This is a genomic window from Simiduia agarivorans SA1 = DSM 21679, assembly GCF_000305785.2.
Taxonomy (GTDB): domain Bacteria; phylum Pseudomonadota; class Gammaproteobacteria; order Pseudomonadales; family Cellvibrionaceae; genus Simiduia; species Simiduia agarivorans.
Window position 1 is genome coordinate 2447006 of sequence record NC_018868.3, and the last position, 12228, is coordinate 2459233.

The 12228-nt window shown below is 48.4% G+C and carries 13 protein-coding genes; all 13 read right to left on the bottom strand.

The window, feature by feature from the left end:
- Nucleotides 1-4 precede the first annotated feature (4 nt).
- Nucleotides 5-1582, bottom strand: coding sequence for an SIR2 family protein (locus M5M_RS10840; protein ID WP_015047534.1), 1578 nt, complete (start codon nt 1580-1582; stop codon nt 5-7).
- Nucleotides 1583-1704: 122 nt separating this feature from the next.
- Complete coding sequence (locus M5M_RS10845) at nt 1705-2385, bottom strand: hypothetical protein (RefSeq protein WP_016389355.1); 681 nt, start codon at nt 2383-2385, stop codon at nt 1705-1707.
- Nucleotides 2366-2791, bottom strand: a complete 426-nt coding sequence (locus M5M_RS10850) for a hypothetical protein (RefSeq protein ID WP_015047536.1) — start codon at nt 2789-2791, stop codon at nt 2366-2368. Before M5M_RS10850 ends, M5M_RS10845 begins: the two co-directional genes overlap by 20 nt.
- A gap of 212 nt (nt 2792-3003) precedes the next feature.
- The gene (locus tag M5M_RS10855; protein ID WP_015047537.1) at nt 3004-4830 is read right to left on the bottom strand and encodes a coiled-coil domain-containing protein; all 1827 of its coding nucleotides are present in this window, start codon (nt 4828-4830) and stop codon (nt 3004-3006) included.
- Entirely contained in the window at nt 4827-5321 is a 495-nt protein-coding gene (locus tag M5M_RS10860; protein ID WP_016389356.1) for an ABC-three component system middle component 2, read from the bottom strand. Before M5M_RS10860 ends, M5M_RS10855 begins: the two co-directional genes overlap by 4 nt.
- On the bottom strand, nt 5311-6408 hold the full coding sequence (locus tag M5M_RS10865; RefSeq protein WP_015047539.1) for an ABC-three component system protein: 1098 nt from the start codon (nt 6406-6408) through the stop codon (nt 5311-5313). The genes M5M_RS10860 and M5M_RS10865 overlap by 11 nt, the downstream gene beginning before the upstream one ends.
- A 304-nt stretch (nt 6409-6712) precedes the next feature.
- On the bottom strand, nt 6713-6946 hold the full coding sequence (locus tag M5M_RS10870) for a hypothetical protein (RefSeq protein ID WP_015047540.1): 234 nt from the start codon (nt 6944-6946) through the stop codon (nt 6713-6715).
- Nucleotides 6943-7440, bottom strand: a complete 498-nt coding sequence (locus M5M_RS10875) for a Tse2 family ADP-ribosyltransferase toxin (protein ID WP_244431026.1) — start codon at nt 7438-7440, stop codon at nt 6943-6945. The genes M5M_RS10870 and M5M_RS10875 overlap by 4 nt, the downstream gene beginning before the upstream one ends.
- Before the next feature lie 33 nt (nt 7441-7473).
- Nucleotides 7474-7863, bottom strand: coding sequence for a hypothetical protein (locus M5M_RS10880; protein WP_015047542.1), 390 nt, complete (start codon nt 7861-7863; stop codon nt 7474-7476).
- A 412-nt stretch (nt 7864-8275) separates the two neighbouring features.
- Nucleotides 8276-9274 (bottom strand): 2-hydroxyacid dehydrogenase, encoded by a 999-nt coding sequence (locus M5M_RS10885; protein ID WP_015047543.1) that lies wholly within the window; start codon nt 9272-9274, stop codon nt 8276-8278.
- A gap of 13 nt (nt 9275-9287) precedes the next feature.
- Nucleotides 9288-10355 carry a BamA/TamA family outer membrane protein gene (locus M5M_RS10890; protein WP_015047544.1) on the bottom strand — a complete coding sequence of 356 codons (1068 nt, stop codon included), beginning with the start codon at nt 10353-10355 and terminating at the stop codon, nt 9288-9290.
- A 60-nt stretch (nt 10356-10415) separates the two neighbouring features.
- Nucleotides 10416-11264: a DMT family transporter gene (locus M5M_RS10895; RefSeq protein WP_015047545.1), complete on the bottom strand. Its 849-nt coding sequence runs from the start codon at nt 11262-11264 to the stop codon at nt 10416-10418.
- Complete coding sequence (locus tag M5M_RS10900) at nt 11264-12196, bottom strand: cation diffusion facilitator family transporter (RefSeq protein WP_015047546.1); 933 nt, start codon at nt 12194-12196, stop codon at nt 11264-11266. Before M5M_RS10900 ends, M5M_RS10895 begins: the two co-directional genes overlap by 1 nt.
- Nucleotides 12197-12228 lie beyond the last annotated feature (32 nt).

Below are 12228 nucleotides of genomic sequence, written 5' to 3' on the forward strand. Positions count from 1 at the left end.
CATTTTATCTCTTTATCTCATATCTACGCGAGTACTTGATAAAATCATAAGCACATACAATTTTTATAAACTGACTTCTTTCTCCCGTAGAAAAATCATCATCTGCATGTGCTTTCAGTATGCTTTCAAGATCCGACAAATCAACTTTTTCAGGTGGAACAAAAACTGCCATTCTCAAAAACAGGTTAAAATCCACCGCGTTATACAACTGCTCTATACCTTCTTGTACTTGCGGGATGCCTCTTGATCGCTTCTCTTCATACCCAGTAGGTCTAAACTTTTCAACGCCATGCCCTATTCGTGACTTTACCGCATCACATAGGCCGTCGCTATTCACTTCGCCTTTCTCAGAAATTAAGCCGGCACCGTTTAGATACTTATATATTGGGATGTTAACCTGGCCCTTAATAATACTGGGAAACGCATCAAAGAGAATCGAGCCTGCTTGATAGCCTCCACTATCAAAAATCACATCCCTAACTATGTCCTCCCTAGTGACACCAACAATTCCTTGCTTGGCTATTCCCTCTGACATTTTTATCTTGCTAATAGCTCCGTAGCCGACCACAAATTCGTGTTGCCCCTCAGTTCCATCCAGGTCGTCAGCTTCTTTAACATAGAGCTTGCCTTTCGGATCATTAGTAACAACCAATTCGTATAACTCATCTTTAATTTGTCGAAATATGTGTGCAGGAATACGTCTTTTTACTTCCGAAAGAACTTCAAATATTTGCACATAAGAATTTGCTCTAATTAGCTTAACAGGCAGCGTCTTGAGTATGATTGATTCTGTTAGCACTGGCTCATTGGCATCTGCAGACCATTCAACAAAAATAATATTCTCTCTTAATGCGTCAATCTTGTCACTTGGGAAACATTCGACAATTTCCTCTAGAATTTCCAGTATATGAGGATCTGTTAGTGAGTACCCTAAAAAAATAATTGGGTGCTCTATAAATATCGTTAGCAACTTTGAAGATAGATAAGGATTCTTTTTTCTAAAACGATCATAGTCTTCAGAAGTTAATATGAGGCTATTAGGCTCGCTAGAGCAACCATGAATCTTATATATTTCCGCTATTCCATGGTTTCTACTAGAGAAAAGCCCATCCTGCCCAACAAAAACGGAAAATTCGGTAAATATAGATTCCAGAAATAGATCCCAGTTTGTAGTGATAACTCCATCAATTTTGCTAGAGGATAAGAGCTTGATTTCTGTGTGATATTCTTCTCGTATATTCTCGTGAATATTCTTTAAGTAATCTGATATCTCAATTTTTATTGGAGAGTCCATCTTCAACAAATGGTTTGAGTAGGCATCCTCCTTGCCTCCCTTGATGTCACTATCCCACCACTTGTCACTATATGATTGGGCCAATATACTAGCAATCCTCATCATGTCACCGTCAGCTTGAGATCTAATTTTTGTATAATTTTCACCAATCAATTTGCAAAATCGTTTTAATAACTCCTCCCAGTTTTCTGCTCCTAGGTATCGCCTTGACATACCCGAGCCAACAAAAAGAAATGGAGATGCAGAGAACTTCTTAAAGTGGTCAGAGAGATTCTTTTTAAAATCCATGGATTACCCTACTTAACGGCTATAATTTGATATAATACAAGGCAGTCAAGTGAATTATGCCTGTAGCAACTAGGTTAATTCACTCAGATCCATTTATTATTTTTCTTTGGCTTGTTAAATAATTATTCGAATGGCTCATGAATAAATTTAATATCGTAAAAACGACCCGAGCAGGAATAATTTTTCACCGAAGAATCACTAGAAAATAACAAAAGGCATGACGGAGGATTTGATCTTGCCTTTGACTGTGGCCATTTACTGAACTTGGTCTCACATTCTTCGCTTATAAAACTGAGCTCTCTTCTCACTCCGAGAATCTCTTTCAGTATACCTTTCTTCATCCCAGTATTCTTACATTCGACACCAAGCCATATTTGATCAGGAGTTGGATAGGATTCCAACCCGGGATCAACCATCAATATGTCGAGCTCATGATAATCACCGTATTGTGGTTGTGCAGACCTCAGAAAAGAACTTGTGCGCAAGTAGCTCTGTGAGAGAAAGCAGACATCCGTCCATATTTCTGCAACTAACTCATCATTTTTATAAGCTTGAATGCAAGGATAATTACGATTGATTGGGCCTGTACCACGCTTAAGATAAAGCTTGTGGCCTTTACTTAAAACCAACCGAAATCCTTCTTTTTCCTTCAGATTCCTACATAGGATTGCTAGCGAGTAAGCTTCATACAGCTTGCCTCCTTTTTCCTCAGCCTTAATGATCTCATATTCTGATTCAGACTCCGCATAAATTGATTCTTGAAACATACTAACGATTTCATTTTTAAGGGAAACTAGGGCCACCACTTGGTCCTCTTGGTGTATGTTCTGGAGTATTGCTAATTTTTTTCTTAAAAGATTCTAAACTGATAATCAGAGGCGAATAATCTACGCCTTTTCTTAAGCTTTCAGATTTAACCTTATACCTTTGAGATTCCTCGTTCGATAAAACAATCTCAATCTCTTTTATTGGGTTTCCGGACTTGGTTTCGATGGAACCATTTAATTCATCTAATACCGAATCTCCCATCTTAAAATTACGTTCACGAAGCATCTTTATTAGATATTCAAGGTAACTCTCAACGGCTTCTTTCCCTTCTTGACTTCTATTAAATTCACCGTCGATCACTTGGTCAATATAGCTGAAACCAGCGCGAGAAACCTCAGACCTTAAAAACCTATAAAGCTCATCAAATTCATCTTTGTTCAATGCGATTCCTATAGATTTAACTTAATCCTAACGTGCGCGAATTTACGAGCGTCACGGTTCGGCGCAGATTCCGGGCAGATTCCGGGGACAGTTTACTTAATCTCCCAGACAGACAACTCTGGAGTGGGAACTAGGTAAACCATCCCCGGATCTCGCTGTTATGCCTCCCGAATTCAACACTTGAAGCTCCGCAAAAACAGAATCATGTAACACTACAGAAAACCTTCCCGACCTTCATTTGGATTGCCGGTAAACACAGTCATTCTTAGCCCGCCAAGCACCGAATCGGGCGGATGCTGGTTTTCCACGATTACGATCTGGCTATCAGCACTATGGTGATCGATAAGATAAGAATAAAAACTCTCTTTCAAATTGGTGCCCTGTAGTTGCCGATCTTCGTCGCCTTCCGGCTTGAAATAAGCGAGTAGCGGCGAGTCCAGCACAACAAAGCCAGGATGCGGCAGATCATTTTCGAGGCAATACTCCAGCAATGCGATCGTTACCGCTGCGTGTGTAATAGCACGGAGCCCCTTGCCCCGGCTACCTCGCGGCTTTCCATCAATGACGAAATCGGTAGTTTCCTTGTCAAAATGAACTAGGCAGTCACCTGGAAAATCCCATTCCTTCAGCAATTTGGAAACCCTAAGAGAAAAGTCGTGCGCAATAGAGTCCGGCAGGCCGGAGACAATAGCGCCAGAAGAGCGTTCTTCGCCTTCTTCCTGCTCTAAAGCTGCCCTGCGCTCTTCGAGCTTTGCCGCTCTAGCGTAAAGATCGAGCCCTAAATGTACCTCGGCCCGCTTTTCAATAAGCTCCGAGAAAGATGCCCTTTCTTCACTCACCGTTGGTACGATGGTTTCTTGAATCTGGGCGTTAACATGCTCATACTCGTCATTCTTATTTGATAACTCTTCTTCTAGAGAGACTGCCTCGGACTTTAAATCAGCAACAGTCGCTTGGAGTTCGTCTTTAAGTCGCGTTATTTTTTCAATTTCTGCAGTAGCCGCCTGAACGATCGCCTCAACGTTCCCATCGCAGGCTGCAGCATGTTGTTGTGCTTCTGGTGGCGCTCCGCAGAGAGGGCAAAAAACCGATTCCACATGAGCAAACATCGCTCCGCTTTCCTGTATTGCTGTTAGACGCCCAATATCTACGGCATAGTGCTCCAGAAGCAGATCAAATCTCGTCAAAAGATTCGCAATTTCATCCAATCGATCCTGAATCGCCGTTCGGACATCCATCAGCTTCCGCCGTTGCGCCAAAAGAGAATCGAGCTTAGCTTGAATGCTCTTCAGAGTTTCCCGACGCCGCTCGATAGTCTCGTCAAGGCGACCAATCTGTTCTTTAAGATCTACCTCTTCTTTACCAACATCCGCAATCTCCTGTCTGATTTCGGCCAGCAGCTCGTCGATCAGTTCGATTTGTTTCGCACTATCTGTTCCACCCCTCGCCGTCGCAACAACATCGGAGTCATCTACGCCTGTCAGAAGGAGCTTTATCGTCGCCAACTCGGCAGTTTTCAAAGTGTATTGACCACCCCAGAAGGGTGAGCCAGTTTGCTGAATCTCGCCTTCCTGGACAAGCGCAAGTCTTGCTAGATTTCTGAAACTAAGACTCTGCGTCGTACCATTCTTCTTGCTGCGCAATATGCGTTTTCCAAGAAGCCCGATCTTATCGAGAAGGAATCCCGACATATTGTCGGTTTTGCAGTGACTATGATCTTTTCTAAGAACTTCAATTTTGGCTTCCTCATCGCGCAGATTCTCCGCCTTGAAGTTTCCGCCAGAACTCGCACGATAGAACCGCCATTTCTCCCCGGAGGTCACATCAAGGTCAAATTGGACTTCACCGAACGGGGTTCGCTCCGGAATATCCCTTAGTACAGACCCTCCAAGCATGAAATCAATGGATTCAGCGAGGAACGACTTCCCTGTGTCAGATGCGCCGCAAATCACATTTACGCCATTCGAGAATGTCATCTCGGCCATTTTCTTGGGGCCGGAAAAGGCGATCCGTCGCAGTTGGAGATAACTGTTGCTCATTGGTTACCTCGTGGTCTATCTATGGCTTGGAACTGGCTTGACCAATTCTCAAACAGCCGGTGCGTCATTTGTCGAACCTCCGATGTTGCCACACCCGCAAACCGCTCGACCGCCCATTGCGCCCGCTCTTTGAGTCTCTGAGAATAGGTGGATGTAAGCGAGGCGAGAAACGGCGCAGCCGCGTCTCCGGCGATGTAGTCGAAACCATCTTCTGTGGGTATTTGCTGTATGAGATTCCGGCTTGTCATCAATAGAAGGCCTTTTTCAATCAGCCCGCGTCGAACCAGCAATTCTCCTGCCCTCATAGGCAGGGGCGCATGAAGACTTCCAGGTCCATCTGCATCACCGGAATGTACGACGAGATAATCTAGTTCGACCAGCCTTTCGAGGTCGAGAGCTGCCGGATAGGCAGCGACCAAAATCTCCAGGGAGCGGATACCAGTCTCCAGTGGACTGTTGAATGGTGTTGGGCGTGAGTGGCTAGTCATCATCCATCACCCATTTGAGACGATCTTCATTAGCTAGCTGGTGGCAGATACCCTGCCTGTCCTGCGACTTGGTTACTGACGCAAGTGGATTTGCGGTCAAAGCGATAGATGACGCCTGCACCACTGTCGCTTTCATCCTTTCATACCCATCGGGATGGTTTGCGTCCGTAACATCTACGACGCCGTTATAAATCTCTTCCTGAAGATCATCGAATGTCCCCTCTGGCACCGTGTCTCTGGCGAAGTTTCTCAATGCTTCAGCATGATAGAAGCGCTCACGTTGCCTTCTGAAATCCTTTTCCAACATGCTGTTTGCAACGAGAGCGCTGATGTCCTGGAGCGAGCCCCCTAAATGTTCTCCATAAGCGTCAAGGAGCTGTCGGATATACCGGCTCTCCGATATCGCAGGGACTGCTGGAGGCGCTTTGGGATCTGGGCGTGCAGGCAGACCACCTCCAAACCTGACCGCGTGAAACCCGGTATGGCTATGCGCTTCGATCAGCTCAATATGTGACTTCGACGAGAAGATCGTATAATCGAAAGCGTCCACATATGACAGCAGCTTTCCGCTGAGTTCGATTTCCTTGGTTGAGGTGATTCCGCTTTTGCAGTGCCCCTCCCAATGCTCCTTGAATAGTTCATGAAGCTCTGTCGGCTTATTTAGAAGTTTTTCCAATGTTGTTCCGACACCAAGAGAAGCCACAAAATAGTGCTTTCGTGGTGGTGTATATTCCCCGATGTACGAGTAATAAATGACCTTACCCAGTTCAACCCAAATATCGCTTGGTCGCAAAGGGTGCGCATAACGCTTGCATTGGTAATTGTCCCACGTATCTTCAAAACCCTTATAGGTGCAGAATCCGGCGATATCGACACCGCAATCGCCTGAGCCACCGAAACGACGCACTTTGACATACGAGCCGTCAAGGCTCGTCGACCATTCCTCGATAAAGTCTTCCCAATCATCAGGGCTAAAATTCTTGACACGGATCGCCTTGGGAACAGGAATACCTGATTGCACATGAGCGGACGAAGGTGCAGCTGTTGGCAACTTAGGCCTTATCTCCTTTAGATCGGTCTCAGCAATCATCCAATATATCCCTTTGCCTTCACAGGGTGAAACGTTTTCCTAAGCAAACTACGAGTAAATTGCACATCTCTTTACTTTTCTTCTGGCATAACGCATGGCTTTTGAGCGGCGAAGCGAATGCGTAGCCGTCCCGCCGCACGTTTTTTTTGCGATTCCAGGGATAGTTTACTTAATTTCCCATACACAAAACTCTGGTGCGGTAATTAAGTAAACTGTTCCCGGATCTCTGACCTCCGGCAGCCCGAACCTTTAGAGGGCAACGGGATCGCCCTAAGCAACCGCATACTCCGCTTGCCCATCAGCTTCAAAGCAGCTCACGTGAAAAATTAACAATATTTTCACCAAATTGTTTTATCGCTTTTTCCTTAAGAGGTTTCAAAAGTAGCCTAACCTGAATCAAGTCATTGCCGATATCTGCTACCTCATCCTCATCATTCGAAGCTTCGCAAATATTTGACATTCTTGTCTCCATTTCCGTCAGAGCCTCAAGAACTATCTTTAGTTCCGACTCCACGAGATTTAGCTGAAAGTCACTCATACCACTTTTCCTTCTTTCTTGAAGACTCTTGTTGCCTTAAGCGCCATTTCTTCTAGAAGCCCTTTAAATTTGTCTATTGGCATGTTCTGCATGGGAGATATGCAATAGTGATGAGGTTTATCTTGCACCATTTTCAGTCCAACAGGAGGCTTAGTGTTTGGCGGAAATCTCCAAACCCAACCGGTCATCGGGGATTCATTTATACCTTCCTTATCAAAAACACTTATACCTTTGCCATTGGCAATAATCACTCGAATTCCATTTATCTCTGTTGTATCGACGTCTCTTTGTCGAACATTCGATAATTTTGGACTTGTGGAATTGCCGAGCCTGAACAGCTCTTCTGGGACAATAAAGAATTCCTTTGGGAACATAATGATCTCCTTTTCATATTTATAAGTTAACGCCTGGCTTTGCGGCGGAAGAACGATAGCAAAACCTACCCGTCGCAGGACTTTTGTGTGGCGTACAAAAGTCAATTGTTCGAGGTTCACTCAATTACACGAACGTTCTGTGTTGTAAACGCGTCAAAGAACATACCTATAATTTTTGCTACTACAAAGAGCAGCCCTATTGGCAACAATACGACAAACAAAGAAAGCTGAACAATACTTCCGAACAAGCCATAAACAAAATTTGCTTTTTTTGAAGTTCACAAACACGGTTGCCAGCACTACAACCAAACCCAAACCACCTATAATTATGCCATTTAGAATGTCACCATTTTTCAAGCTCTCACTGTGCCACCACAAAAAACCAAAAAAACAAAGGGCTGAAGATATGAAAAGAGCCAAGAAAGAGCCCGCCGAGAAAAATCTGTACCCAAATTTTTCATCTACTCTGCTCTCAAACAGATACAACCCCCAGCCCACAAGAGCGAAAATGGCTACCGCGGCAATAATCGATAAAACTAACATAGAAGCTCCCTCTCTATATTTAATACACTAACAATCTTAATCCATAACTTATAAGCGCTATTGAGTGCGTCTCGGCGGCACATATCCGCTTATCAACTAATTCATACTTTTTAAATTCCCCCAATAATCAGCAAGTCAGGACCGCCGGTCAATATGAAACGTGATTATTTGCGCTTTGCAGGCATATATCTGCAGATTTTCTGCTGATGAATGGGCGATAGAGAATCCACAAAATTCGTGTGGTTAAAGTTTTATGTGGTTTTACGTGCCACAACAGATGCCAGCGATGTGTCTATCGTATCGATACTGAAGTGCGGTCAGGCAGTGCGTAGCGCCCGCCTGAGAGCACGTCTTCCTTTGCGCGGTTCGAGGTGTTTGTTTACCCCACGTCATGGCGGGCACACACCAAAACTTACGAAGCGCTCACGCGATTACCGCAATCAATGCCCTGCCGTTCACTTTCGGCATTGGCGAGGCTGGTTTCGGCAATATTAGCCAGCGCTTCCTGGGTCAGGAACGCCTGGTGGCCGGTGATCAATACATTGGGAAAGGTTTGCAGCCGGGCGAAGACGTCGTCCTGCAAAATGTGGTCTGATTCGTCTTCAAAAAACAAGCCGGCTTCCTCTTCATACACATCCAGGCCTAAGTAGCCCAGGTGGCCGGTCTTGAGGTGTTTGATCACAGCGCGGGTATCCACCAGCCCACCCCGGCTGGTATTGATGAGCATGACGCCTGCCGGCATGGCACTGAGGGCTGCGTCGTCAATCAGGTAGCGGGTTGCCGGTGTGAGCGGGCAATGCAGGCTGACAATGCGGGAGGCGCGGCACAGTGCATCCAGAGGCACATAGTTCACACCCAAAGCGGTGAGCGCGCTGTCTGGGGTTGGGTCATGAGCCAATACGTTGCAGCCAAAGCCCAGCATGATGCGGGCGAAAGCAGCGCCGATTTTGCCGGTGCCCACCACACCCACGGTGCAACCATGCAGATTAAAGCCCTGCAAATTCTCTAACGAGAAATTGTTTTCCCGCACCCGGGCATGGGCCTTACACAACTTGCGGTTGAGCGCCAGAATAAGACCGACCGCGTGTTCGGCAACGCCTTCAGGTGCATAGGCCGGCACTCGCGCCACCACAAGATTGTGCGCGCTGGCTGCGGCCAGATCCACTTGATTGAACCCCGCGCAACGCAATAGCACCAGCCGGATACCCACGGCAGCCAGTTGGCCAATACATTCGGCGTCGAGTTTGTCGTTGACAAAGGCGCACACAGCGTCGGCACCCGTCGCCAGCGCCGCCGTGGTGGCGTCGAGTCTGCAATCCAGATAGCGGAGATTGATGTGTGGGTATTGCGCAATCGCAGCGTTAAAACTTGCGCGGTCGTATTTTTTGGTGCTGAAAAATGTAATGTCCATGCATCACTCCGTGTCAGAACGCATTGCCAAACTGTAGATAGAAACCGTAGTTGTCATGTTTACCCAGCGCGATTTCGGCCCGCACATTCATGCGCTCTTCCACTTTCAGCTGATAGGTAATGCCCGCACCTACTGCCGGATACCAGTCTTCACGGTTATCACAACGGGCTTTTTCGCCAAACAGGCAACTGGCACCCGCGAACAGGGTCGCGCCCCAACGATTGCCCAGCTTAATGCGATCTTCCACTTCAAACGTCGCCACGTGTGGCGCCAGGTATTCGCCGCGGGTATAGCCGCGCAAATCCAATGAGCTGTAGCCGCTGATGGGCGCATCTGCCGTGATCCGGGTGTTGAAACGGGCCGCCAGTACCTGACGCCCGGTGATGCGGGCGAAGTGCGCGTACTTGGCAGTGACCACATCGAACTCCACGTCGCTACCCCAGGCATCGCGGTAGTGATTGGTGTGAATTTCCGTGTGGGAGCCCTGGTAGGGGCTGTTCTGGTTGTCGCGGGTATCGCGCTCGGCCGACAGACCCAGGGCATTGCCCTCAAAGCCGGTGAGCCCCAGCTGCTGCAAAATCAGTTTGGAGAAGGGGTCATCCCCTTCAATGGTGTATTCCGTGCGTATCAGCTGACCGCCCAAAAACCAATTGCCTTGCACGCGGTGCAAATAGCGGAACAACGTCAGCGTCAGGTCGTCGGTGGTATTGATATTGAGCCCGGTACCGAGAAAATCTTCGTATTCGTTCAGAATTTTACCGCGGGCATGACCGGCCAATATCCGCTGCCGGTCCTGATCAAAGAACACGCGCCCAAACATCCCGGCCACAGTGGAGTCGGTATCGCTGGTACTGGCCGCAATGGCCACCATTGACGAAGGCGATTGCTCATCAAATTTGTGCAGATAACCCGCCAGGAAACCCAGTGTATTTCCCAGTTTGGGGTTACTGGAAACGGTGGGAGCCAGAAGCCAGGGAGATTCTTTTTCAGTGCCCGCATCCGCTTCGACTTTGTCGTTATTTGCCTGACTCCATGCCAGATGGCTGAATAGCGCCAGCGCCATCACGATCAGCTTTCTCACGTCTGCATTCCCTGTTCTTTTGATACCGCCAGACTATCACAGAAAAACCACGCGGATCATTCAGCGGGGCGATCGGCAGATCACCAGCCCCACTCCGGCCAGCACAGCGATACTGGCAAGCACCAAAGACAGCGAAAGCGGTTCCGACAAAACCACAACACCCATGAGCGCGGCAAGCACGGGCACGCTCAATTGTACCGACGCGGCTGTCATCGCCTTAAGGTGCGGAAGCAGCGCGTACCAGAGTGCGTACCCCATACCCGATGCCAAGGCACCGGAGGCAATCGCTAACGCAACGCCCTTGGCATTGACGTAAAAAAGATCATTAAAAGCCCATAGCAAGGGCGCCGCAAAGACCAGCGATTTCACAAAATTGCCGGCAGTAAAAAACAAGGCGCCGCGACTTTGTTTACCCAATAGTGAGTAGACGGCCCAGGCTACGCCCGCAGCGGCCATCAACAACGCCGACCACAGGTCAGGGCGCGTCGCGTTTGGCACAAGCAGATACGCAAGCCCGGCCAGAGCGCAAACTAAACCGGCCCACTGCAGCGCGCTGAAACGCTCGCCCTGCCACAGGCCGAATGCAATCATGCACAACTGCACCGCTGCAAACAGGATGAGCGCACCGGTGGCGGTATTGAGTTCCACGTAAGCAAAGGAAAAGCCCGCGGCGTAGATAAACAATGCAAAGGCGCCGCGCCAGCTGCCTTGAACAAACACAGGCGCCCTGGGTTTAGCGGACACTGAAACCAATAGCGCCAGCATCACCGCGCCCGCGATCAGGCGCAGCGCGGTAAAACTGGCGGGATCAATGTGCCCCTGCGCTAACGCCATACGGCACAACAACGAATTGGCCGCAAAGGCCAGCATGGCAATGGCGGTCAGCAGCCAGACGCGGGTGGCAGGCATCAATAGATCAGGCTTTTATCGCGCACGAACAAAATGTCCATGACGATTTCCGGGTTCCAGGCTTTCATGATTTTCATACTGTGTCTGCGCACTTTATCCATTTCCGATATGGAGACCTGATCAAAGGCGTCTGTTACAAGTACGTGCACCAGCAAGTAAGTATTGCGCCCCCGCTTGTTGACCCGGTATTCAATCAGCTCGTGGGGAATGTGCGAAAGCGTGGGTATCAGGCGTTCGCCGATTTCATCCACCACCGTTTCGGGCGGTGCCATAACGATGATTTCGCGCAGGCTGTTAAGAAACACCTTGCCGGGGATGGGCAGCGCCAGCGCGATGATCAGAATCAACAACAAAGGGTCCACTAACGGCGCCCAATGGGCATAGGCCGATACCGATAAGGCGTAGGCGATAATAAAGCCCAACAACACCGAGCCGGATAACATGCCGTCTACAAACCAGGCTTTGGATTCCACGTTCACCAGGTCCGAGCGCGCATCGCGCCCGAACCGGCGCAGCAACAAGGCAACAATAAAGCAGCCACCGGTTGCCAACACGCCATACACCACTGCCCAGCCGTAAACGGTTTCATTGCCACCATCCAACAAACGCCGCAAGGCTTCGGTGGCAGCATAAATACACACCACGATGGTGATCAGTGATTTGAACAGGTTGAGCGTGGGTTCGAGCGTGGTGTAACCAAAATGGAATTGCTCGTCATCTGGCCGCTCCGCCAGCTTGGCCACTTTGATGGTCAGCAGGCCGGTGGCAAAAGACACCAGCGAATAGATGCCATCAAACAGGATCGCATCGGAATTGGTATATACGGCAAAGCCCAGCGCCAGCGCCACAAAAAACACCACCCCGCCCAGCGACAGGCGCAGGGCGATTTGTTCCTTGCGGACGCGTTTCTTTTTGTCGGTCGAAGTTGGCATAGTCAGTCCAGTATAGTGATTGCGCTGCTATA

What these genes read in the sequence shown, in the direction of transcription:
- M5M_RS10840 (WP_015047534.1), bottom strand. Translation starts at nt 1,582, where the DNA reads ATGGATTTTAAAAAGAATCTCTCTGACCACTTTAAGAAGTTCTCTGCA.
- M5M_RS10860 (WP_016389356.1), bottom strand. Translation starts at nt 5,321, where the DNA reads ATGATGACTAGCCACTCACGCCCAACACCATTCAACAGTCCACTGGAG.
- M5M_RS10865 (WP_015047539.1), bottom strand. Translation starts at nt 6,408, where the DNA reads ATGATTGCTGAGACCGATCTAAAGGAGATAAGGCCTAAGTTGCCAACA.
- M5M_RS10900 (WP_015047546.1), bottom strand. Translation starts at nt 12,196, where the DNA reads ATGCCAACTTCGACCGACAAAAAGAAACGCGTCCGCAAGGAACAAATC.
- M5M_RS10870 (WP_015047540.1), bottom strand. Translation starts at nt 6,946, where the DNA reads ATGAGTGACTTTCAGCTAAATCTCGTGGAGTCGGAACTAAAGATAGTT.
- M5M_RS10885 (WP_015047543.1), bottom strand. Translation starts at nt 9,274, where the DNA reads ATGGACATTACATTTTTCAGCACCAAAAAATACGACCGCGCAAGTTTT.
- M5M_RS10855 (WP_015047537.1), bottom strand. Translation starts at nt 4,830, where the DNA reads ATGAGCAACAGTTATCTCCAACTGCGACGGATCGCCTTTTCCGGCCCC.
- M5M_RS10895 (WP_015047545.1), bottom strand. Translation starts at nt 11,264, where the DNA reads ATGCCTGCCACCCGCGTCTGGCTGCTGACCGCCATTGCCATGCTGGCC.
- M5M_RS10880 (WP_015047542.1), bottom strand. Translation starts at nt 7,863, where the DNA reads ATGTTAGTTTTATCGATTATTGCCGCGGTAGCCATTTTCGCTCTTGTG.